13 protein-coding genes and 1 pseudogene are annotated in these 22533 nt (G+C 59.9%); 7 read left to right on the top strand and 7 right to left on the bottom strand.

Annotation, left to right across the window (positions count from 1 at the left end; genetic code table 11):
- Window positions 1-34 precede the first annotated feature (34 nt).
- The 3 genes and pseudogenes from F2P67_RS06390 to F2P67_RS28030 form a co-directional block, all read right to left on the bottom strand.
- Window positions 35-1777 (bottom strand): potassium/proton antiporter, encoded by a 1743-nt coding sequence (locus F2P67_RS06390; RefSeq protein WP_166218651.1) that lies wholly within the window; start codon window positions 1775-1777, stop codon window positions 35-37.
- Between the two features lie 324 nt (window positions 1778-2101).
- Window positions 2102-2974 carry a methyl-accepting chemotaxis protein gene (locus F2P67_RS28025; protein ID WP_371850982.1) on the bottom strand — a complete coding sequence of 291 codons (873 nt, stop codon included), beginning with the start codon at window positions 2972-2974 and terminating at the stop codon, window positions 2102-2104.
- 30 nt (window positions 2975-3004) lie between these two features.
- Window positions 3005-3754 (bottom strand): annotated as a pseudogene (locus F2P67_RS28030) (MCP four helix bundle domain-containing protein); the annotation flags it as partial.
- A gap of 251 nt (window positions 3755-4005) precedes the next feature.
- Between F2P67_RS28030 and F2P67_RS06400 the strand changes: the two are divergent.
- The 3 genes from F2P67_RS06400 (at window position 4006) to F2P67_RS06410 (ending at window position 6572) form a co-directional block, all read left to right on the top strand.
- Window positions 4006-4236 carry a hypothetical protein gene (locus tag F2P67_RS06400; RefSeq protein WP_166218655.1) on the top strand — a complete coding sequence of 77 codons (231 nt, stop codon included), beginning with the start codon at window positions 4006-4008 and terminating at the stop codon, window positions 4234-4236.
- On the top strand, window positions 4233-4535 hold the full coding sequence (locus F2P67_RS06405; RefSeq protein WP_016987569.1) for a cell division protein ZapA: 303 nt from the start codon (window positions 4233-4235) through the stop codon (window positions 4533-4535). The genes F2P67_RS06400 and F2P67_RS06405 overlap by 4 nt, the downstream gene beginning before the upstream one ends.
- A gap of 99 nt (window positions 4536-4634) precedes the next feature.
- Window positions 4635-6572: a methyl-accepting chemotaxis protein gene (locus F2P67_RS06410; RefSeq protein WP_166218657.1), complete on the top strand. Its 1938-nt coding sequence runs from the start codon at window positions 4635-4637 to the stop codon at window positions 6570-6572.
- Between the two features lie 71 nt (window positions 6573-6643).
- Here F2P67_RS06410 and F2P67_RS06415 read toward each other — a convergent pair whose 3' ends face one another.
- A complete protein-coding gene (locus tag F2P67_RS06415) occupies window positions 6644-8446 on the bottom strand; it encodes an acyl-CoA dehydrogenase (RefSeq protein ID WP_166218659.1) in 1803 nt (600 codons plus the stop codon).
- Window positions 8447-8712: 266 nt separating this feature from the next.
- Complete coding sequence (putA, locus tag F2P67_RS06420) at window positions 8713-12666, bottom strand: trifunctional transcriptional regulator/proline dehydrogenase/L-glutamate gamma-semialdehyde dehydrogenase (RefSeq protein WP_166218661.1); 3954 nt, start codon at window positions 12664-12666, stop codon at window positions 8713-8715.
- A gap of 457 nt (window positions 12667-13123) precedes the next feature.
- Here putA and putP point away from each other — a divergent pair, with 457 nt between their 5' ends.
- The 4 genes from putP (at window position 13124) to F2P67_RS06440 (ending at window position 18749) form a co-directional block, all read left to right on the top strand.
- Window positions 13124-14608 (top strand): sodium/proline symporter PutP, encoded by a 1485-nt coding sequence (putP, locus tag F2P67_RS06425; RefSeq protein WP_166218663.1) that lies wholly within the window; start codon window positions 13124-13126, stop codon window positions 14606-14608.
- A gap of 350 nt (window positions 14609-14958) precedes the next feature.
- Window positions 14959-16974 carry a type VI secretion system Vgr family protein gene (locus tag F2P67_RS06430; protein ID WP_166218665.1) on the top strand — a complete coding sequence of 672 codons (2016 nt, stop codon included), beginning with the start codon at window positions 14959-14961 and terminating at the stop codon, window positions 16972-16974.
- Window positions 16964-17668, top strand: a complete 705-nt coding sequence (locus F2P67_RS06435; RefSeq protein WP_166218795.1) for a DUF4123 domain-containing protein — start codon at window positions 16964-16966, stop codon at window positions 17666-17668. The genes F2P67_RS06430 and F2P67_RS06435 overlap by 11 nt, the downstream gene beginning before the upstream one ends.
- Before the next feature lie 241 nt (window positions 17669-17909).
- The gene (locus F2P67_RS06440) at window positions 17910-18749 is read left to right on the top strand and encodes a 23S rRNA (adenine(2030)-N(6))-methyltransferase RlmJ (protein WP_166218667.1); all 840 of its coding nucleotides are present in this window, start codon (window positions 17910-17912) and stop codon (window positions 18747-18749) included.
- Between the two features lie 110 nt (window positions 18750-18859).
- Here the strand turns inward: F2P67_RS06440 and msrA are convergent, their stop codons facing one another.
- Together msrA and F2P67_RS06450 are read right to left on the bottom strand one after the other, a co-directional pair.
- A complete protein-coding gene (gene msrA / locus F2P67_RS06445; protein ID WP_166218669.1) occupies window positions 18860-19525 on the bottom strand; it encodes a peptide-methionine (S)-S-oxide reductase MsrA in 666 nt (221 codons plus the stop codon).
- Between the two features lie 113 nt (window positions 19526-19638).
- A complete protein-coding gene (locus F2P67_RS06450; RefSeq protein WP_166218671.1) occupies window positions 19639-22335 on the bottom strand; it encodes a putative bifunctional diguanylate cyclase/phosphodiesterase in 2697 nt (898 codons plus the stop codon).
- Window positions 22336-22533: the final 198 nt, after the last annotated feature.

A 22533-nucleotide genomic window follows, 5' to 3' on the forward strand; every position in this document is an offset into this window, starting at 1 on the left:
AGAGACCGGTCAAGCAAGTGATAGTGGACGCAGTTTAGAGGAAGAGGCCGGGACCTGGGCGACTTCCTTCGGGGAATCTGACGCCCACTTTGCCGATCTTGTTCCCGTCCATGACGGCGACCGTCCAGTGGGTGTTGTTCCACTCCACCTGGTCACCGACAATCGGCGCACCGCCGACTTTCTGGGCAATAAAGGCACCCAGGGTCATGTCCGGATCAATACCCTCGGCCGGCAATCCGTACAGCGCTGCAACCGCTTTAAGCTGGGCGTCTCCTTCGAGTACGAAGTCACCGAAGAAGCGCAGATCGAGGCCACGTTGCGGTGCCTGGCTGAACAGTTTACCGAGGGCCGGCAAATTGTGTTCATGGCCGATAACACACAGCAAATCATCGACTTCCAGCACCGTACTACCCGACGGATGGAGCAGTTGCTGGCCGCGAAACAGTGCCGCAATACGCGTGCCTTCGGGCATTTTCAGCTCGCGCAGGGGCGATCCGATGCACCATTTCTCCGCGCCGAGCTTATAAACGAACAACTCCCACTCGCTGGTGATGTGCACTTCCAGTGCCGATCGGGAAATCGGCGCAGGCTCCGGCGGCACGGTCACCTTGAGCAGTTTGGCCACCCACGGCAGGCTCGTGCCTTGCACCAGCAGCGACACCAAGACGATGAAGAAGGCGAGGTTGAAATACAGCTGCGCATTCGGCAGTCCGGCCATCAACGGGAACACCGCCAGAATGATCGGTACCGCGCCGCGCAGGCCGACCCAGGAAATAAAGGCTTTCTCGCGGCCATGAAACGCCTTGAACGGCAGCAGGCCAACAACCACCGACAGCGGCCGCGCGAACAGAATCATCCACAGCGCCAGACCGAGAGCGGGCAGGGCAATCGGCAGCAAGTCATGTGGTGTCACCAGCAACCCCAGCACCAGGAACATGCCGATCTGCGCCAGCCACGCCATGCCGTCGAGCATGTGCAGAATGCCGTGGCGGCTGCGCACAGGACGGTTGCCGATCACCAGACCACACAGGTATACCGCGAGGAAGCCGCTGCCGTGCAGGGCGTTGGTCAGGGCAAACACCAGCAAACCGCCGGCGATCACCAGAATCGGATACAGACCGGCGGCCAGGTTGATGCGGTTGACCAATTGCAGCATCAGCCAGCCCCCGCCGAGACCGATCACGCCACCGATACCGAACTCGCGGATCAGGTGGGTGAGCAGGCTCCAGTGCAAACCGGTCTGGCCGCTGGCGAGCATGTCGATCAGGGTTACGGTGAGGAACACCGCCATCGGATCGTTGCTGCCGGACTCGATTTCCAGGCTGGCGGTGACCCGCTCGTTCAGGCCTTTGCCGCCGAGCAGCGAGAACACCGCCGCCGCGTCAGTGGAGCCGACGATGGCGCCGATCAGCAGGCCTTGAATCAGATTGAGGTCGAACAGCCAGGCAGCGGCCATGCCGGTGAGGCCGGTGGTGATCAACACGCCTACCGTGGCCAGCGACAAGGCTGGCCATAACGCCACGCGGAAACTTGATACCCGGGTGCGCAAACCGCCGTCGAGGAGGATCACCGCGAGTGCGAGGTTGCCGACCAGATAGGCCGTCGGGTAGTTATCGAAGATGATCCCCCCACCATCGACCCCGGCCGCCATGCCGACCGCGAGGATGATCACCAGAATCGGGATGCCGAGACGCGAGGAAAGGGAACTGACAAGAATGCTTGCACCTACCAGCAACGCGCCGATCAAGAACAGGCTGTTGATGGTCGTCGCATTCAAAGGCAGTACTCCAGAAGCGTAAAGACGGGCACAAACTGACCATGCAGTCTGCGTGCCAGCGATTCTAACCTGTTGAAATGTGATGCTGTCAAAAAGCTTTTTACGCCGGGGGAATTGAGGTTTGGGTTTGGCTGGGGATTGCTGCCCTCACCCTAACCCTCTCCCGGGGGGAGAGGGGACTGACCGAGCAGTTCTTCAGAGGTACATCGACCGGAAATATCGAGCCGAACTCAGGTCTTGAAGAGCATGAAGATCGACTCCCTTTCCCCCTCTCCCTCTGGGAGAGGGCTGGGGTGAGGGTGCTTTTGACCTTGATCTACTGAATCAAAGGCTGAACCGCCCAACCATGTTGTTCAGGTCCAGCGCCAGGCGCGATAGCTCATTGCTCGCCGCACTCGTCTGATTCGCCCCGGTCGCCGATTGCACCGACAGATCGCGGATGTTCACCAGATTGCGATCCACTTCTCGCGCCACTTGCGCCTGTTCTTCAGCGGCGCTGGCAATGACCAGGTTGCGCTCGTTGATTTCGACGATGGCGGTGTTGATGGTGTCCAGCGACAGGCCGGCGCCGCGAGCGATGTTCAGGGTCGACTCGGCGCGTTCGGTGCTGTTGCGCATCGAATCCACAGCGTGTTCGGTGCCGCTCTGAATGCTGCCAATCATGCGTTCGATTTCGCTGGTCGACTGCTGGGTGCGATGGGCCAGGGCACGGACTTCGTCGGCGACCACGGCAAATCCACGACCGGCTTCACCGGCACGGGCCGCTTCAATCGCAGCGTTGAGCGCCAGCAGGTTGGTCTGGTCAGCCAGGCCACGGATCACGTCCAGCACTTTGCCGATGTCGCGTGATTCGTTGGCCAGATCACCGATCAGCGTCGCGGTGCTCTGCACGTCTGCGCTCATGCGTTCAATGGCGCTCACGGTTTCCTGCACCAGATCGCGACCGTCGCCGGCCGAGGTGGTGGCGTTTTTCGAGGCTTCCGAAGTGCTGACCGCGTTGCGTGCGACCTCTTCCACGGCGCTGGTCATTTCGTTAACGGCGGTAGCCGCCTGTTCGATTTCGTTGTTCTGCTGGGTCAGGCCGCGCGCACTCTCGTCGGTGACGCTGTTCAGTTCTTCCGCCGCCGAAGCGAGTTGGGTTGCCGAACCGGAAATCCGCTGCAAGGTGTCGCGCAGCTTCGATTGCATCTTCGCCATGGCGGCCAGCAAGCGACCGGCCTCGTCGCTGCCGTCTACATGAATCGGCTGGGTCAGGTTGCCTTCGGCGATGGTTTCCGCGGCGTCCAGTGCTTTGGAAATGGGTTTGGTGATGCTGAGGGTCAGCAGCCAGGCGAACAACAAGGTCAGGCCGGTGGCGATCACCAGCAAGGTCACCACCAGGTTGAACGACATCGAGTACTGGCTCGCGGCGCCTTGGTCGGTCTCGGCGATTTGCTGAGTGTTGATCTCCAGCAGACGCGCTAGCGCGGTATTCACCGCTTCGGAGTTGGCCAGCAGATCGGTGTTGAGCATCTGCCGCAACTCGTCGATCTGATTGTTGCGCGACAGGGTTTTCATCCGGTCTTCGAGTTGACGGTACTGCGTCAGCAACTGCACGTACTGATCGTAAGCCGCACGTTCCTGCGGGCCGTCGATCAGGGGTTCGTAGGCGCGTTGCGCGTCGGCAATCTGCCGGTTGCGCAGATCAAACAGCTCGATGGTTTTTTGCTGGACGTCGGCCTCACGGTTGATCAGCAACCGATACGACAGCACGCGCAGGCGCAGGGTCAGTTGGGTGAATTCGTCGAGGGCCTTGATCGATGGCACGCTAGCCGTGGCGATGTCTTCGCCCGCCGCACGGATTTTGCTCATCTGATTCAAGGCGAACACACCGAGAATCAACATCAGGCCGCCGATCAGGGCGAAACCGGTGAACGCCCGTGGGGCGATATTCATATTGCGAAGGGACATGGCGCGGATACCGAAGGAGGGCCGCATCCATGCGGGCTGAGACTGCTGTTGGGTGACTTATCGGTCAGACAAATGAACTCTTTAGTCCATGTGCGTATTTGTCGCATCCGTGGTTGAGCGACGAAGTGCAGGAACCAGATCGGCGGATCACAGTCTTTAAAACTCGCAAGAACGGTCGCCCACCAGGAAAATCAAGGCCTTGCGCCGGTTTAACCCTGGCATCCGTGGTGACTTTTCTTTATCGTACGCGCCCTTTGAAAAACGCTTGGAAGATCAAAATGTTGGAAGCATCCCTCAGCCAATTGGAACAGCTCGTCAGCGACCTGGTGCAGCAGAACCAGACCCTTTCGCACACCAACCAGACCCTGTCCACGGAACTGGCCCAGGCCAAGGATGAAAACGAAAGCCTGCAACTGAGCCTGATGGAGCAGGAAGAAAAGCACGGCGCTACCGCCGCACGCATTCAAGCCCTGGTTGATCGCGTCAACGCAGGTCCTGTCAGCGCATGAACCACCACACAGCAGGGGTAAAAGTCGTCTCCATTCTCGGGGAGGACTATTCGATCAAGGCACCGGCCGGGGAAGAACAGACCCTGCTGGACGCGGCAATGATGCTCAAAGCCGCGCTGGATGACACCAAACGTAAATACCCGACGCTGATCGGCGACCGCTTGCTGGTGCTGGCGGCGATGAATCTGTGTTCGCAGCAGATCGAAATGAAGAAGCAGCATCAGGAAGAACTCGACCGTTACCAAGAGCAAGTCAGCGCCACGGTCGACACCATCGCCAAGACCATCAATCAGGGCTGATGGGGTTGCGCACAACCAAAGAATAGATTGTCGATTGAGTTGTATACAATCGGCACGGCTGTTGCATTGTTTCGGCCACTTATTCTTTGGGGGTGCTCCATGCAATTGTGGCGTCGCAGTATTCAGTGGCAGTTGATCCTCAGCATGGGCACCGCCCTGCTGGTCAGCATTCTGATCGTGGTTGGCATTTATACCCTGGTGGTCAACCGCCTCGCCCAGAGCTATCTGGTTGAGCAAGCACTGCCGTCGAGCATTGAAGCGACGCGCAATGACATCGAGCGCATCCTCGTCCAGCCGCTGACTGCGGCCAAGGATATCGCCAGCAACACGATGGTTCGTGACTGGCTGGCGTCTGGTGAAGACAGCAGCAAAACGGCGGCCTTCGCGCAGTATCTGGAAGGCATCCGCGCCGAACACAAGGCATTTACCGCTTTGATCATCGGCACCGACTCCAATCATTACATCACCGAAAAAGGCCTCGACCGCACCCTTAGCCGCGGCAAACCGGCCGATGCCTGGTTCTATTCTTTCCTCGACAGCAATCAACCGCGCACCCTCAACATCGACAACGACGGTGCCACCGGAGAATTGGCGCTGTTCATCGATTTGAAGGTCGAACAGGCCGGCAAGGTAGTGGGGGTCGCGGGGTTGGGACTGAGCATGAAAGAGCTGTCCGAGCTGATCCACAACTTCAGCTTTGGCGAGCGCGGCAAGGTCTATCTCGTGCGTTCCGACGGTTTGATTCAGGTGCATCCCGAAGCGCAATTCAGTGGTAAACGCACGCTGACGGAGCAGATTGGTGCCTCCGCCGCGCAGGCACTCATGGGTCAAAAAAATGCCGTGAGCAGCAGCTTTCAAAGAGACGGCGAAGATTTCCTCGCCTTCAGTCTTCCTTTGCGTGATTTGGGCTGGACGCTGGTGGCCGAAGTGCCGCAATCGCAGATCTACGCTGAGGCCCGCAAGGCGATGTGGATGAGCGGCGGCATTGGTCTGGCCGTCGCCCTGGTGTGCCTTGCGTTGGTGGTGTGGCTGGCCCAAGGGTTGGTGCGGCCGATTCGTCAGGTAACAGCCGCGCTGGTAGCGATCGGTAGCGGCGGTGGAGATTTGACCCATCGGTTAGATTCCAGCCGCGCCGATGAACTCGGCGACCTCGCGCGTGGATTCAATCGTTTCCTCGACAGTCAGCGCGGGATGATCGGCGAAGTGCTGACCACCAGCGAACGCTTGCGCACCGCAGTGGGGCAAGTTGCGAAAGTGGTGGAGAACACCGCTGAACGCTCCGGCCGTCAGCAGGAAATGACCGACATGGTCGCCACTGCCGTTCATGAAATGGGCCTGACCGTGCAGGAAATCGCGCAGAACGCCGGCAACGCGGCGCTCGCCTCGCAAACCGCTCGCGATGAGGCGATGCAGGCGCGGGAAGTGGTCGGTGGTTCGATTCGCCATATTGAAAGCATGTCCGAAGAAATCGGCGTGGCGGCGGGCGCTGTAGGTGAGCTGGCGCATCAAGTGGCGTCGATTGATTCGGTGCTGGCGGTGATTCGCGGCGTCTCCGAGCAGACCAACCTGCTGGCGCTCAACGCCGCCATTGAAGCGGCGCGGGCGGGTGACATGGGCCGAGGATTTGCCGTTGTCGCCGATGAAGTGCGCACCCTGGCGCGCAGGACGCAGGCCTCCACCGACGAGATCCAGCAGATGATCGGCAGCCTCAAGCAGGGTGCGGAAAACGCGGTGTCTTCAATGCGCACCGGGCAAGCCGCGACCGGCACCGGGGTCGAGTCGAGCCAGCGTACCGGCGCCTCACTGACTGCAATTACCGGACAGGTCGAGCGCATCAGCGACATGAACCATCAGGTGGCGACAGCGACGGAAGAGCAGTCGGCGGTAACCGAAGAGATCAATCGCAACGTGCAGGGCATTTCCGATCTGGCCCGGGCGACGGCGGGGGAGGTTCGGGCGTGCCGTGAGGATTGTCAGATGTTGCAGAAACTGGCGGATGACCTGGCGCGGCAGATGGGTGGGTTCAAGTTGAGCTGATGTATCGTCAGTTCCGGCGCCTTCGCGGGCAAGCCCGCGAAGGCGATATCAGCCGCTATACCTGATCCAGCTCAGAACCACGCATCCTGCATCACCAGGCACGTATCATCCCGCGCCTCCAGCAACGCCAGTTCATGGTGGCAACCCGGCACTTCCCACGTCAGGAAATACCGCGCCGCCTGCAACTTGCCCTTATAGAAATCGGCATCTGCCGCATTGCCTTTGGCCAGCCCTTCTTCTGCGCGAATCGCCTGTTCCAGCCAGCGCCAGCCAATCACCGTGTGCCCGAACACTTTCAGGTACAGCGCCGAGTTCGCCAGACTGCTGTTGACCTTGCCTTGGGCCAGATCGGTGAGCAAACCGATGGTTACCGTCTGCAGGCGTGCGACCAGTTTCTCCAGCGGTTCACGCAATGCGCTCAGCGAGTCGTACGCCGTTGCACGCTCAGCGGTGTCGGCAATCAAGCGGATCAGTTGCTTCAGCCCCGCGCCACCGTTTTGCGCGAGTTTGCGTCCGAGCAGGTCCAGCGACTGAATGCCGTGGGTGCCTTCGTGGATCGGGTTCAGTCGGTTGTCGCGGTAATACTGTTCAACCGGGTATTCGCGGGTGTAACCGTGGCCGCCGAGAATCTGGATCGCCAGTTCGTTGGCCTTCAGGCAAAACTCCGACGGCCAGGATTTGACGATGGGCGTCAGCAGATCCAGTAACTCATGGGCCTGTTTGCGCTCGGCTTCGGATTCCAGCGTGGTGGTGTCGTCAAACAGTCGCGCCGCATATAACCCGAGGTCAAATGCCCCTTCGACGTAGGACTTTTGCGTCAAAAGCATGCGTCTGACGTCCGCGTGCTGGATGATCGCTACCGGCGCAGTGGTCGGATCCTTGCTGTCGGGCACCCGGCCTTGTGGCCGTTCGCGGGCGTATTCCAGCGAATACAGATAACCGGCATAACCGAGCATCACCGCACCCATGCCGACGCCGATCCGCGCCTCGTTCATCATCTGGAACATGTAGCTCAGGCCGTGATGCGGCTTGCCCACCAGATAGCCGACACACTCACCGTTATCGCCGAAATTCAGCGCGGTGGACGTGGTGCCGCGCCAGCCCATCTTGTGGAACAGTCCGGCCAGCAGCACATCATTGCGCTTGCCGAGGCTGCCGTCATCGTTGACCAGAAACTTCGGCACGATGAACAGCGAAATACCCTTCACCCCCGGCGGCGCGTCCGGCAACTTGGCCAGCACCATGTGCACGATGTTTTCCGACAGTGGGTGATCGCCGCCGGAAATGAAGATCTTGTTGCCCTTGAGGCGATAAGTGCCGTCGGACGCTGGCTCGGCGCGTGTACGAATATCCGACAGCGATGAACCGGCATGCGGTTCGGTCAGGGCCATGGTGCCGAAGAAACGGCCGTCGATCATCGGTTGCAGGAAGCGCTGTTTCTGTTCCTCGGTGCCGAAGCTTTCGATCAGGTTGGCGGCGCCCATGGTCAGGAACGGATAGGAAGTCGACGCCGCGTTGGCCGACTGGAAGTGCGCGAAGCAGGCTTGAGAAAGCAGCGTAGGCAATTGCATGCCGCCGGCGTCGAAACTTCGCGCAGCATTGAGGAATCCGGCTTCGAGGAAGGCGTCCACTGCTGGTTTCACTTCAGGAATCAGAATTGCCTTCCCGTCTTCGTAACGCGGTTCGTTTTCGTCGCCCTTGCGGTTGTGCGGCGCGAAGTATTTTTCAGCGATGCTACGCGCGGTGCCGATGGCGGCGTCGAAGGTTTCGCGGTTGTGCTCGGCAAAGCGCTCACGCCGGGTCAGGCCCTCGGCATCAAGGACTTCATACAGCTCGAAAGCCAGATTGCGGGAACTGAGCAGCGTCTCGGACATGGCGGCCTACCTTTTTTTGGATTGGGCCGAGTCTAGGCGTGCGAATAAAGGCTGAACAGGAAGATTGATAACGGTGATGGAGAAGCCAAAAAAATGGGCGCCGGTGAGGGCGCCCATTTTTATGTTCCTGTGCTGATCGTTCCCACGCTCTGCGTGGGAATGCCTCAAGGGACGCTCCGCGTTCCAGCCGCGCTGCCAACTTCAAGTCTGGCACCGATGGGACGCGGAGCGTCCCGNNGCGGAGCGTGGGAACGATCGCGCGGGGTTTAGCCGATGGTCATCAGGCTGGCGTTACCGCCCGCCGCAGCGGTGTTGACGCTCAACGCCCGCTCGATCACCAGACGCTCCAGCGCAATGTTGGTCTCGCCCTGGGACAAGCCCTGAACCCCAACGATGGCGCCGGCACGCTTGGCGATCTGCTGGCAAACGCCGCGCAACTGGTCGGAGTGGCCGTGATGCAGGACGGCATCGAACACCACGTCGTCCTTGTTCCAGTCGGCAATCAGCTTGATCCGCGCCTGAACTTCCTTCGGCAGGCGTGCGAACAGTGCCTTGCTGATGTCGGACTCCGGCCAGACCGCCGAACCGCCGACCGCCAGCACTGCAGCCAGTTGGGTCAACAGATCGCCTTCCACTTCCGCCAGGCACAGTACGTGTTCGCGCGGCAGGATTGCGTAGCTGTTCTTCTCACCGGTCGGGCCGGCCAGTACGCGGGTGATGCCGCTTTGCGACTGCGCAGCGTACTGCACGCACAAAGTGCTCAGGTCTGCGTATTTGTTGCTTTCAGCCCAAGCCTTCAGAGCATTCAGCGGCTTGCTCATGGCGTCGCGCAGGCGAACGTCCGGTGCCACGGCAGCATCACCGCGAGCGAAGGATTGTTCGATGGCATCCGTAGGACGCGTCGACAACAAACGGTACAGGTACAGCGGGCCGCCGGCTTTCGGGCCAGTGCCCGACAAGCCTTCGCCGCCGAATGGCTGCACGCCGACCACGGCACCGACGATGTTGCGGTTGACGTAGACGTTACCGGCGTTGACGTTGTCGATCACCTTGGCGATGGTCTCGTCGATACGGGTGTGCACGCCGAGGGTCAGGCCGTAACCGGAGGCATTGATCTGACCAATCAGTTGATCGATCTCTTTGCGCTTGTAGCGCACCACGTGCAGCACCGGACCGAAGATCTCGCGCTGCAGTTCATCGAAGCTTTCCAGTTCGATCAGGGTCGGCATGACGAAGGTGCCGCGTTTGACTTCTTCGGTGTCGGCAATCGCCACCTGGTACACGTTGCGACCTTTGTCGCGCATGCCCTGGATGTGTTTGTCGATGCCAGCCTTGGCTTCGGCATCGATCACCGGGCCGATGTCCACGGACAGACGCTCAGGGTTGCCGAGACGGCTTTCAGCCATGGCACCTTTGAGCATTTCGATGACGCGATCTGCGGAATCTTCCTGCAGGCACAGGACGCGCAGAGCCGAGCAACGCTGACCGGCGCTGTCGAATGCCGAGGACACCACGTCGATCACAACTTGTTCGGTCAGTGCCGACGAGTCGACGATCATCGCGTTCTGGCCACCGGTTTCGGCGATCAGCGGAATCGGACGGCCCTGGCTGTCGAGACGGCCAGCAATGTTGCGTTGCAGCAGGCGCGCGACTTCGGTGGAACCGGTGAACATTACGCCTTTGACGCGTTCGTCACCGACCAGACCGGCGCCGACGGTTTCGCCACGACCCGGCAGCAGTTGCAGCACGCCTTCCGGAATCCCGGCTTCGAGCAGCAAGCGCACGGCTTGTGCGGCAACCAGCGGCGTCTGTTCAGCTGGTTTGGCCAGTACCGGGTTACCGGCAGCCAGTGCCGCAGCGACTTGGCCGCTGAAGATTGCCAGCGGGAAGTTCCACGGGCTGATGCAGACCACCGGGCCCAATGGGCGGTGGGCGTCGTTGCTGAAATCGTTGCGTGCCTGCACTGCGTAATAACGCAGGAAGTCGACTGCTTCGCGGACTTCGGCGATGGCGTTGGCGAAGGTCTTGCCGGCTTCGCGAGCCAGCAGGCCCATCAGCGGCTGGATTTCGCCTTCCATCAAGTCAGCGGCGCGTTCCAGAATCGCAGCACGTTCGGCCGGTGGGGTGGCCTGCCAGATCGGCGCAGCATTGAGGGCGCATTGGATGGCGTTGTCGACATCTTCGACAGTGGCTTCCTGAACGTGGCCAACCACATCACGGTGGTCTGCCGGGTTCAGCACTGGCGCAGGTGTTTCAGTGCTGGAAGCGCAACCGAGCATCGGCGCGGCTTTCCAGTCGTTGTGCGCGGTGGCGAGCAATGCGCAGGACAACGAAGCCAGACGATGTTCGTTGGCCATGTCGATGCCCGCGGAGTTGGCGCGCTCGGCACCGTACAGGTCACGCGGCAGTGGAATACGCGGATGCGGCAGGCCGAAACCACCTTCCACGGTCGCCATCTGCTCGATCTGCGCAACCGGATCGGCAACCAGTTCCTGAATCGAAATCGACTGGTCGGCGATGCGATTGACGAACGAAGTGTTGGCGCCGTTTTCCAGCAAGCGACGTACGAGGTACGCCAGCAGGGTTTCGTGGGTGCCGACCGGAGCGTACACGCGGCACGGACGGTTCAGCTTGCCTTCGGAAACTTTGCCTACAACCTGCTCGTACAACGGTTCGCCCATGCCGTGCAGGCACTGGAATTCGTACTGGCCCGGGTAATAGTTCTGACCGGCGATATGGTAAATCGCCGACAAGGTGTGGGCGTTGTGCGTGGCGAACTGCGGGTAGATGACTTCCGGCACCGACAGCAGTTTGCGTGCGCAGGCGATGTAGGAAACGTCGGTGTACACCTTGCGGGTGTAAACCGGATAGCCTTCCAGACCTTCGACCTGGGCGCGCTTGATTTCGCTGTCCCAGTACGCGCCTTTCACCAGACGAATCATCAGGCGATGACGGCTGCGGCGGGCCAGATCGATCACGTAGTCAATCACGTACGGGCAACGCTTCTGGTAGGCCTGGATCACGAAACCGATGCCGTTCCAGCCAGTCAGCTGCGGCTCGAAGCACAGGCGTTCAAGCAGATCCAGCGACAGCTCGAGGCGGTCGGCTTCTTCGGCGTCGATGTTCAGGCCGATGTCGTATTGCTTGGCCAGCAGGGTCAGCGACAGCAGGCGCGGGTACAACTCGTCCATCACGCGCTCGTACTGGGCGCGGCTGTAACGCGGGTGCAGGGCCGACAGCTTGATGGAAATGCCCGGGCCTTCGTAAATCCCACGACCGTGGGACGCTTTGCCGATCGAGTGAATGGCTTGTTCGTACGAGGCCAGGTACTTCTGCGCATCGTGTTCGGTCAGCGCTGCTTCACCGAGCATGTCATAGGAATAGCGGAAACCCTTGGCTTCGAACTTGCTCGCGTTGGCCAGCGCTTCGGCGATGGTTTCGCCGGTCACGAACTGCTCGCCCATCAGGCGCATGGCCATGTCGACGCCCTTGCGGATCATCGGCTCGCCGCTCTTGCCGATGATGCGGCTCAGCGACGAAGTCAGGCCGGCTTCGTTGTGCGTCGAGACCAGTTTGCCGGTCAGCAGCAGGCCCCAAGTGGCGGCGTTGACGAACAGCGAAGGGCTGTTGCCTAAGTGCGGATGCCAGTTGCCGGTGCTGATCTTGTCGCGAATCAGTGCATCGCGGGTGCCCTTGTCCGGGATGCGCAGCAGCGCTTCGGCCAGGCACATCAGCGCCACACCTTCTTGGGACGACAGGGAAAATTCCTGCAGCAGACCCTGAACAATGCCTGCACGACCGCCGGCACTTTTCTGGTTACGTAGTTTTTCCGCAATGGAGGCAGCGAGCTTGTTGGTGGCTTCGGCCATCGGGGCCGGCAGGCGCGCCTGCTCGATCAGCATCGGCACGACTTCTGGCTCAGGGCGACGGTAAGCGGCGGTGATCGAAGCACGCAGTACCGATTGCGGCAGGATGCTTTCAGCGAATTCGAGGAAGCACTGGTGAGCGTGATCGGTATGGACTTCGCCCGCGTCGTCGGCGTCCTTGGCGGTCAAACCGTTCAGCTCGGTCAGGGTTGCACCACCCTCGAGTTTTTCCAGGTAATTGAAAATTGCCTGCTTGATCAGCCAGTGCGGTGTGCGATCAATCGAGGTCGCGGCAGCCTTCAGGCGCTCGCGGGTCGGGTCATCGAGTTTGACCCCAAGGGTGGTGGTAGCCATATTTTTATCCTCATGGTTGCCACAGTTGCGTGGCATCAGCTGGCCGCAAGATTAGCCGTGCGCTGAAAGAGGTGCAACCGGGTGCAACCCTTTTTTTGTCGGAATAATAAGCAGATCGTCAGGAATTATTTTCTGGTACGAAAGTGCTGCTCCTGCTTGGTGCTTTTGCTTCTAGCAAAGGGCCATGACTGCCATAAAAGGGAGCAAAAACGGGGTGTTTGTCGATAAAACCGACTGGGTGCAACTAATTCTCACGAAACTGGTTGCACCTTATTTGATTTGTTGCATAGCATTCGCGCCCAAGGTGCAACCGGGATAACCCGGTGCACCGGCTGATGGCTTTCCTGGGGAAACATCAGTCCTAAATGCGCGGGATCCCGGATCGTCTGCCAAACGTCGTCGTTTGCGAGCGGTTCACCACCGCCGCTACATAAAAACAAAGCCAGGGCGTAACTCAATGAGCGTAAGCAATCCAACCCTGATCACGTTCGTGATCTACATCGCAGCAATGGTGCTGATCGGCTTGATGGCCTATCGCTCCACCAACAACCTTTCTGACTATATTCTCGGCGGTCGCAGCCTGGGCAGCGTCGTGACGGCATTGTCCGCCGGTGCTTCCGACATGAGCGGCTGGTTGTTGATGGGCCTGCCGGGCGCCATCTATATGTCCGGTCTGTCCGAAAGCTGGATCGCCATCGGCCTGATCATCGGCGCCTACCTGAACTGGCTGTTCGTTGCCGGCCGTCTGCGTGTGCAGACCGAGCACAACGGCGATGCCCTGACGCTGCCGGACTACTTCGCCAGCCGTTTTGAAGACAAAAGCGGCCTGCTGCGGATCATCTCGGCCATCGTGATTCTGGTGTTCTTCACCATCTACTGCGCGTCCGGAATTGTGGCCGGCGCCCGTCTGTTCGAAAGCACCTTCGGCATGTCCTACGAGACGGCGCTGTGGGCCGGTGCTGCGGCGACCATTGCCTACACCTTTATCGGTGGTTTCCTTGCGGTGAGCTGGACTGACACCGTTCAAGCCACCCTGATGATCTTTGCTCTGATCCTGACGCCGATCATTGTCCTGTTGGCTACCGGCGGCGTCGACACCACGTTCCTGGCCATTGAAGCCAACGATCCAAGCAACTTCGACATGCTCAAAGGCACCACCTTCATCGGCATCATCTCGCTGATGGGCTGGGGTCTGGGCTACTTCGGTCAACCGCATATCCTGGCGCGCTTCATGGCGGCGGATTCGGTGAAGTCGATCGCCAAGGCACGTCGCATCTCCATGACCTGGATGATCCTGTGCCTGGGTGGCACCGTTGCGGTCGGTTTCTTCGGTATCGCTTACTTCTCGGCGCACCCGGAAGTTGCGGGTCCTGTGACCGAGAACCACGAGCGCGTGTTCATCGAGCTGGCCAAGATCCTCTTCAACCCATGGATCGCCGGTGTCTTGCTGTCGGCCATTCTGGCGGCGGTGATGAGTACCCTGAGCTGCCAGTTGCTGGTGTGCTCGAGCGCCCTGACTGAAGACTTCTACAAAACCTTCCTGCGCAAATCCGCTTCTCAGGTTGAGCTGGTCTGGGTCGGTCGTGCCATGGTTCTGCTGGTTGCGCTGATCGCTATCGCTCTGGCGGCCAACCCGGAAAACCGCGTACTGGGCCTGGTATCCTACGCCTGGGCCGGTTTCGGTGCGGCGTTCGGGCCGGTTGTGCTGATCTCGGTGATCTGGAAAGACATGACCCGCAACGGCGCACTGGCCGGTATCGTGGTCGGTGCAGTCACCGTGGTGGTCTGGAAGCATTTCGAGGTGATGGGCCTGTACGAAATCATCCCGGGCTTCATCTTCGCCAGTCTGGCGATCTACATCGTCAGCAAGCTGGGCGAGCCGACCAAAGGCATGCTTCAGCGCTTTGAAGCAGCGGAAAAAGACTTCCGTTTGAACAAGTAATGCTCTGAGCTACGGCTTACACGAAAACGGCCTGTTTCCTACAAGAAACGGGCCGTTTTTTTTGCCTGTGATATCTGTCTGATTCACCGCAGATTACCTGTGGAAGCGGGGTTGCTCGCGAAGGGGGCGTGTCAGTTGATATTGATGTGGCTGACACATCGCTTTCGCGAGCAAGCCCGCACACGAGGGTTAGTGGTGGCTTTGTGAGATGTGTCTGTAGTTGAAGATGACAATTCTTGAAGGGAAATTCGACAGTTGAAGTAGGGCAAATCTGATTTCCACGTTACCCACTCAATATCCCTTGTCCCTCATGCAGAATCGCCCGCCCTCAATCTGCAGAGAAACATCGGATGTTCGCGCCTGCCAACCAACCGCGTTTCACGTTGACCCTCGAAGGCGTCCAGCATGACCTCAAGGTGCTTGAATTCACGGGCAAGGAAGCCATCAGCCAACCCTTTCGGTTCGAGCTGGAGCTGGTCAGTGAACGACCGGATCTGGATCTCGAAAGCCTGCTGCACTGTCAGGCATTTCTGAGCTTTGATGCAGAGGGTTGCGGCGTGCACGGTCAGATTTATCAGGTCGGGCAGGGCGATTCCGGGCATCGGCTGACGCGTTATCGCGTAAGCCTTGTCCCGCGTCTGACTTACCTCGGGCATCGGATCAATCAACGGATTTTTCAGCACCTAAGCGTTCCGCAAATTGTTGAAAGGATCCTCAAGGATCACGCGATCCTGCGCGATGCCTTCGAATTTCGCCTCGGCAGCGAATACCCGGTGCGGGAATATTGCGTGCAGTACGCCGAGAGCGACCTGGCCTTCATTCAGCGGCTGTGTGCAGAAGTCGGCATTCACTACCACTTTCAACACAGTCCCGAAGGCCATTTTTTGGTGTTCGGTGATGATCAGACGGTGTTTGCGCGACTGGCTACACCGACGCTGTATCTGCCCGGCAGCGGTATGGTCGGCGGTGCTCCGGCGATCAAACGTTTCAACGTTCGCGTAGAAACCCGCACCAGCGTGGTGACGCGTCGCGATTACAACTTCGAGAAGCCGCGCCTGCAACTGGAATGTCGCGTCGACGGTGAACAGCGCCCAGCGCTGGAGGACTATCGGTTCCCCGGCCAATTCAATAATCGAGAAACCGGTAAACACCTTACTCAACGTGCGCTTGAGCGACATGTCGCCGATTACCGTCAGGCTTCGGGTATCAGCGATGAATCCGCACTGGTTTGCGGACATTTCCTGCAACTGACCGAGCATCCCCGTCAGGACTGGAATGATCTGTGGCTGCTCACTGCCATTGAGCATCACGGCCGTCAGCCGCAAGTGCTGGAGGAATCGGCGACCAGCGATGGAGGAGAGTTCCAGGGTTACCGTAATACGTTTCTTGCCACGCCGTGGGACGTGTTCTTTCGTCCGGCATTGGCGACGGAAAAACCACGGATGTCTGGTTATCAGGCCGCTGTCGTCACCGGTCCGCAGGACAGTGAAATCCACTGCGACGAGTACGGTCGGGTCAAGGTGCAACTGGCGTGGGATCGTGACGGTGAGCTGAACGATCACTCCAGTTGCTGGCTGCGTGTTGCCACCGGTTGGGCGCATGACCGTTACGGCAGCGTGCTGATACCTCGAGTTGGCATGGAGGTGTTGGTCGGCTTCATCGATGCCGACGCCGACAAACCACTGATCATGGGTTGTCTGCCGAATGCAGCGACTCCGGTACCGCTGGACTTGCCGGCCGACAAGACCCGCAGCATCTTCCGCAGCCAGAGCAGTCCCGGTGGTGGCGGCTACAACGAGCTGCGCATCGAGGACAAAAAAGGCGCCGAGGAAATCTACCTGCGTGCTCAACGCAATTGGACCCAGCATGTGCTGCACGACCAACAGGTGCAGGTCGACAACCAGCGCAGCGTCGTCGTCCGCGGTCTCGCCAAGCACGAATTGAAAGCGGATGAGCAACGCATCACCCACGGTCAGCGTCAGGCCGAGGTGAAACAGGACGATCACCTGACCGTGAGCGGAGACCGGCACATCAAAGTGGGCAGTCAGGTGACCACTGCCAGTCAGCAGATCCACGTCAGCGCCGGCCAGCAAGTGGTCATCGACGGCGGTGCGAGCGCGACGATTCAGGCGGGCGGGCATTGGATAAACATTGGCCCCGGCGGGATTTTCAGCAGCGTGCCGATTGTGGTGGGTGGTGCGCCGATGGCGGCGATGAGTGCAGCACCGGTCGTCCCGGGGTTGCCCGAAAAACTGGCTGCAGCATCTGCCGCCATGCTCACCGCTGCACAAATCATGAGTCTTAAAAGTGCTGCGCCGTTCTGCGAAGAGTGTGAGCGTTGCAGGGAAGGTGTCTGTGCAGCCTGATTTTCTCAAGCCTTCGCTATGGCTGGCGCGTGAACCGCTGAAACCTTCAGAGCAGTTGTTTGCCATATTCAGTCATGCCAGCGCTGCCGAGTTGCCACCGTTGGCCGCAAGTCCGGTCTGGGCGGAGACGATTTACGCCGAGTGGGACGCAGTGATGCCTTACGTGGGAATTGTCGCGGCGAACAGTGAGTTTCTCGACTGGGTAGCAACCACCGAGTCCCGCGACTGGGGCTGGCTGGCGGTGTCTGCAGCGAGTCTGGAGGTGGTGGTCGAGCATTTGCGCAGCCTGACACAGGTGTCGATGCCGGATGGCAAAACGGTGTTTTTTCGTTTCTGGGACGGGCGGTTTCTGTTGCCCATCCTGCAGTCCGCAGAGGTGAATGCAGCGCAGTTGCTGCCAATAGTCGCGCGCGGTTTGATCAATGGGCACGCCGTTGAAATCGGCGGCAGGGCCAAGGTTTCAGGACGGGTATTTCCCTGGTGGACGGTACCTGAATCGGTGTTGGCCTCGGCGGGTAATGAAGTCCAGGTCGGCAACGCCGTGCAATGGTTGAGCGAGGAGCATCCCGCGCTGTATGAGGCCTTCCCCGAAGCAAATCTGCGCTGCAAGGTCAGGCAGTTTTTTCAGCTTTCAACGTCGGAAGAATCATCTCAATCGGCGTTGTTGGGTTATTTGCAGGGCGAGGAGGAGTGAGTTTTCCGGGCAAAGGCTTCGGACGTTTCCTGTGAGTTGCGGTGGTTTTCATGAGCGGTTGGGCGGCGGGTTGCAGGGATAGTCTTTTCGTTGTCACCGCGAGAGTGGTGGCAGTATGTAAGAACAATCAGAAACGTTGCGACTGGTGCGCAGTTTCTTACATGTAAGAGGCCACTCAGCCCCCAACCCCTGACTTGCCGCCCGGTAAAAGGTAAACTTCACGGCCCTCGCAGGAGCAGCCATGAATTATCGTCACGCCTTCCATGCCGGCAATCACGCCGATGTGTTCAAACACCTGACCTTGACCCGCCTCATCGCCCTGATGTCGCGCAAGGAACAGCCGTTTGCCTATCTCGACAGCCACGCCGGCATCGGTCTGTATGACCTGCAGGGCGATCAGGCCAATCGCACCGGCGAGTATCTGGAAGGCATCGCGCGGTTGTGGGATCAGCCCGACCTACCGGCGCTGACTGCCGATTACATGAAAGTGCTGCACGACATGAACCCGGATGGCCAGTTGCGCTATTACCCGGGTTCGCCTGAGCTGGCGCGGCGTCTGACCCGCCCGCAGGATCGGGTGATGCTCAATGAGAAGCACCCGGAAGACGGCGTGCTGCTCAAGGACAACATGGCCGGTGATCGTCGGGTGAAGGTGCATCTGGGCGAAGGCTGGCATGTCGCCCGGGCGATGTTGCCGGTGCAGGAGAAGCGTGCGGTGATGCTGATTGATCCGCCGTTCGAACAACTCGATGAGATGCAGCGCTGTGCGGCGTCGATGAAAGAGGCCATTGGCCGGATGCGCCAGACCGTCGCGGCGATCTGGTATCCGGTGAAAGACCAGCGGGCGCTGCGTCGTTTCTATCAGGACCTGGCCGGCACTGGCGCACCGAAACTGCTGCGTGTGGAATTGCTGGTGCATCCGCTGGACACGCCGAACAGCCTGAACGGCTCCGGGCTGGCGATTGCCAATCCGCCGTGGGGGCTGGAGGAAGAATTGCGTGAGCTGCTGCCGTGGTTGTCGAAAAAGCTTGGGCAGACCCAGGGTGGCTGGCAGATGGATTGGTTGATTGCCGAGAGCTGATCACTGACTGATCGTTCCCACGCTNNCGGGACGCTCCGCGTCCCAACAGCGGACGCAGAGCGTCCATTGAGGCATTCCCACGCAGAGCGTGGGAACGATCGGCGGCGGGATTAGTTACCTGCCAGACTCGGTGGCATGCACACGCCAGTGCCGCCAATTCCGCAGTAGCCTTCCGGATTTTTCGCCAGATACTGCTGGTGATACGCCTCGGCGAAGTAAACGGTCGGTGCCTGTTCGATCTCGGTGCTGATCTCGCCCAGACCTGCCTTCGACAATTCTGCCTGATAAACAGCCTTGCTCTTCAGCGCCGCATCCAGTTGCTCCGGATGGGTCGCGTAGATCACCGAGCGGTACTGCGTGCCGATGTCATTGCCCTGGCGCATGCCCTGCGTCGGGTTGTGCAGTTCCCAGAACATCGCCAGCAGCTCTTCGTAGCTGACGTTTTCCTTGTCATACACCACCAATACCACTTCGGCGTGGCCGGTCAGTCCCGAGCAGACTTCTTCGTAGGTCGGGTTTGGCGTGAAGCCGCCTGCGTAGCCGACGACGGTGCTGACCACGCCTTCGCGCTGCCAGAAACGGCGCTCCGCACCCCAGAAGCAGCCCAGACCGAAGATCGCGAAATCGACGTCCTGAAAGAACGGGCCGAGCAGCGGGGTTTCTTCGAATACGAAGTGTTTTTCAGGCAGGGTCATCGCGGTTTCGCGGCCGGGCAGAGCTTGTTCTTTGGTCGGTAGCACGTTTTTGTTCACCAGAATTTCCGAGCGCAGAACCATGATCGTTCCTCTCAGTCAGGATGGGATGTAAATAGACAGACCACCAGTGTGCCCAATGATGCCCAGTTAATCACTACCCAAAATGTGCGGTGATTTGCACCTGTGGCCAGGGGTCAGAGGCAGAGCGGGCCGCGCGGGTAGCGTTTGAGCGTGTGGATCAGCTCATTGCCAGGGATTGGCCGGTCGAACAGGTAGCCCTGGCCGACGTCGCAGCGGTGCCGGCGCAGGAATGCCAGTTGCTCGGCGGTTTCGATGCCTTCGGCCACGACTTTGAGTTTCAGGTTGTGGGCCATGGCGATCACCGCCGAGGTGATTTCCATGTCGTCCTGATTGTCGGGAATCTCGTGGATGAAGCTGCGATCGATCTTGATGATGTCGATCGGGAATTTCTTCAGGTAGCTAAGCGACGAATAGCCGGTGCCGAAATCGTCCATGGCCAGGGTCAGGCCCAGGCGCTTGAGCTGATCGAGCTGCAGGTGCGTGTCTTCGGTGGCTTCGAGCAACAGGCCTTCGGTCAGTTCCAGTTCGAGCAGATTGGGCGGCAGCGCTTCTTCCTTGAGGATATTGGCGATGGACGCGACCAGATCCGGGTCGGAGAACTGTTTGGGTGACAGGTTGATCGCCACTTGCAGATTACCCATGCCGGCCGCGGTCAGCGCTTTGCTCATGCGGCAGGCCTGACGGGCGATCCATTTGCCGATCGGAATGATCAGACCGGTTTCTTCAGCGACGCTGATGAACTGGTCGGGGCGGATCATCCCGCGCTCCGGGTGATTCCAGCGCAGCAACGCTTCCATGCCCAGCAGGCGACCGCTGCGCAGGCACAGCTTGGGCTGGTAGAACACGTCCAGTTCGTTCTGGGTCAGGGCGCGGCGCAGGTTGTTCTCGACGAACAGTTTGTAGCTGGCCTCGGCGTTGAGTGCTTCGGTGAATACCTGAACCTGATGTTTGCCGTTGGCCTTGGCCTTGTGCAGGGCCAGACCGGCGTTGCGCATCAGGGTTTGCGGGTCGCGACCGTGCAACGGTGCGCACGCGAGGCCGACAGAGCCGGTGACGCTGATTAGCTGGTTGTCGACGAACATCGGTTTGTCGAGCGTCGCCAACAATTGGTTGGCGATCTGCTGGCCGGTGGCAAGGTCGGTGTCGTCGAGCAGCACGGCGAATTCGTTACTGGCGAAACGCGCGAGGCTGCCGCTGGGGCTCAGGCTGTTGCGCAGACGGCGGGCGAGGCTGATCAGCAGTTTGTCGCCGGTCTGGTGGCCGAGGCTGTCGTTGATTCGCTTGAAGTTGTCGATGTCCACCAGCAACAGGCTGATCGGGGTATCGCTATCCCGGGCAAAGCGCTCGTCCAGGTTGCGGATAAACGCCGGCCGGTTACCGAGGTTGGTCAGGTTGTCGGTGTACGCCAGACGCTCGATGCGCTGCTGCGCCAGTTTGGTCTGGGTGATGTCTTCGTAGATGCCGATGTAGTGGGTCAGCTCGCGGTTGTCGCCATACACCTTGGAGATCGACAGCTGGCCCCAGTACGGTTCGAGATTTTTGCGGCGGCTCTTGAATTCGCCCTGCCAACTGTTGCTCTTGGCCAGCGCCGAGGGCGCGTCGAACAGCAGTTCGCTGAGGTTTTCCAAGGCTGGCAGTTCCGACAGGCGCTGGCCGTGGACTTCCTCGGTGGTGTACTGGGTGATCGCGGTGAAACTCGGGTTGACGTACTCAACCACGCCGTCGCAGTTGACCAGCAAAAAGGCGTTGGCACTTTGCTCGACCGCACGCTGGAACAGGTGCAGGGCACTGGTGGCGGTGCGGCGGTTGTGGTTGTTGATGACTTGCGCGAACTGGTCGGCCAGCTCGCCGGCAAAGGCGATTTCATCGGACTGCCAAGCGCGGGTGACGCCGGTCTGCTCGAGGCACAACACGCCGACCACCTGGCCGTCGACGCGGATGCTGGCGTCGAGCATCGCGTTGACGTCACGCGGACGCAGGGCTTCGGCCATTTCACGGGTACGCGGGTCACGCATCGCATTGTGCGCATCAATGGCGCGGCTGCCGTGCAGCGCTTCCATGTAGTCGGGGAAGCCACTGACGTCGATCACGTCCGGCAGGATGTATTCCTGCGTGGCGCGGTGATACGCGGAGATCGGCACCAGTTGCTGGCCTACGAGGTTCCACAGGCTGGCACAGTCGATTTCATAGATATCGCAGGCACAACGGGTGATCAGTTCGGCCGCTTCTTGCAGCGAGTTGTGCGAGCTGTAGCGCTGGCGGGCGAGCAGCAGAATCAGATCTTGCTGGGCGCGCACGCGTTCGAGGTGTTGCAGTTGTTCCTGCTGGGCGCGCTGGTTGAGTTCGAGGGCGATCTGCAGGCGCGAATTCTGGGTTTCGAGGTCGACGGAGGGCAGGGCAGGCACTTCGTCGAAGATGTCATCGACCGCTAGCAGATAGCCGCGCAGCAGATGTCGATTGTGTTGTTTGTAGGCTTCACCGAGCTCGAGGATGCTCAGCACGCCAGCCGCGGTGTGCAGGGTGTAGCGCACCAGATAATGCGGGCTGTTACCGAGTTGTTGCTGGATCGCGTCGTGCAGTTGATAGCGTGCTTCCGGCTCCATCAGGCTGGCGTAGGGCGAACCGACCAGCGCACAGAGTTCGACGGCAGGCTGGCCGAACTGGCGTTCGCAATTGGGATCGAGAAACAGCATCGCCCAGCTGGCTTCGTTCAAGCGCTCGAAACGCAGCATGCCGAGCCGCGAGGGCACAGGCAACTGCGTCACTACCTCGGCCGCCATACGGCTGGCGGCATCGGGTTGGCTCTTCATGAAGGGAACTCGCTTGGAAATATGCTGAACGCGCCGGGCTCTCGCCCTCTTAACTGTTGCCTGCGGCAAGGTTGCATCATTGCAGCACCGACTGACAAGAGAGATGAAGGCCAAGTGCTATAAGAATATGTCGGCGGCGTCAGGCATTTCTCCAGCGTGTGGCAAAAACTAATCTGAGACCTGCGCAAGAATGCCGTG

Source organism: Pseudomonas atagonensis (genome assembly GCF_011369485.1).
GTDB classification, from domain to species: Bacteria; Pseudomonadota; Gammaproteobacteria; order Pseudomonadales; family Pseudomonadaceae; genus Aquipseudomonas; species Aquipseudomonas atagonensis.

Coding starts and splice junctions, on each gene's coding strand:
- F2P67_RS28025 (WP_371850982.1), bottom strand. CDS start 2,974: ATGGCGAAGATGCAATCGAAGCTGCGCGACACCTTGCAGCGGATTTCC.
- F2P67_RS06400 (WP_166218655.1), top strand. CDS start 4,006: ATGTTGGAAGCATCCCTCAGCCAATTGGAACAGCTCGTCAGCGACCTG.
- F2P67_RS06405 (WP_016987569.1), top strand. CDS start 4,233: ATGAACCACCACACAGCAGGGGTAAAAGTCGTCTCCATTCTCGGGGAG.
- F2P67_RS06410 (WP_166218657.1), top strand. CDS start 4,635: ATGCAATTGTGGCGTCGCAGTATTCAGTGGCAGTTGATCCTCAGCATG.
- F2P67_RS06415 (WP_166218659.1), bottom strand. CDS start 8,446: ATGTCCGAGACGCTGCTCAGTTCCCGCAATCTGGCTTTCGAGCTGTAT.
- putA (WP_166218661.1), bottom strand. CDS start 12,666: ATGGCTACCACCACCCTTGGGGTCAAACTCGATGACCCGACCCGCGAG.
- putP (WP_166218663.1), top strand. CDS start 13,124: ATGAGCGTAAGCAATCCAACCCTGATCACGTTCGTGATCTACATCGCA.
- F2P67_RS06430 (WP_166218665.1), top strand. CDS start 14,959: ATGTTCGCGCCTGCCAACCAACCGCGTTTCACGTTGACCCTCGAAGGC.
- F2P67_RS06440 (WP_166218667.1), top strand. CDS start 17,910: ATGAATTATCGTCACGCCTTCCATGCCGGCAATCACGCCGATGTGTTC.
- msrA (WP_166218669.1), bottom strand. CDS start 19,525: ATGGTTCTGCGCTCGGAAATTCTGGTGAACAAAAACGTGCTACCGACC.
- F2P67_RS06450 (WP_166218671.1), bottom strand. CDS start 22,335: ATGAAGAGCCAACCCGATGCCGCCAGCCGTATGGCGGCCGAGGTAGTG.